This is a genomic window from Flavobacterium macrobrachii, from assembly GCF_014486675.1.
GTDB classification, from domain to species: Bacteria; Bacteroidota; Bacteroidia; order Flavobacteriales; family Flavobacteriaceae; genus Flavobacterium; species Flavobacterium macrobrachii.
This window is the reverse complement of record NZ_JACTAC010000214.1, coordinates 1-294: the sequence shown is the minus strand read 5'-3', so window position 1 is coordinate 294 and position 294 is coordinate 1. Positions and strand designations below refer to the sequence as shown.

General features: G+C 49.0%; 1 rRNA gene. It reads left to right on the top strand.

The features are described 5' to 3' along the window. Positions 1-294 (top strand): 23S ribosomal RNA (locus tag IAI56_RS16015); the annotation flags it as partial.

Sequence of the window (294 nt, the reverse complement as noted above, 5' to 3'; positions counted from 1 at the left end):
TAGTGGAGGTCCGAACCGGTTGACGTTGAAAAGTCTTCGGATGACCTGTGGGTAGGGGTGAAAGGCCAATCAAACTCGGAAATAGCTCGTACTCCCCGAAATGCATTTAGGTGCAGCGTTGGTCATAAAGTTATATAGAGGTAGAGCTACTGATTGGATGCGGGGGCTTCACCGCCTACCAATTCCTGACAAACTCCGAATGCTATATAATGTTTACCAACAGTGAGGGCATGGGTGCTAAGGTCCATGTCCGAGAGGGAAAGAACCCAGACCATCAGCTAAGGTCCCCAAATA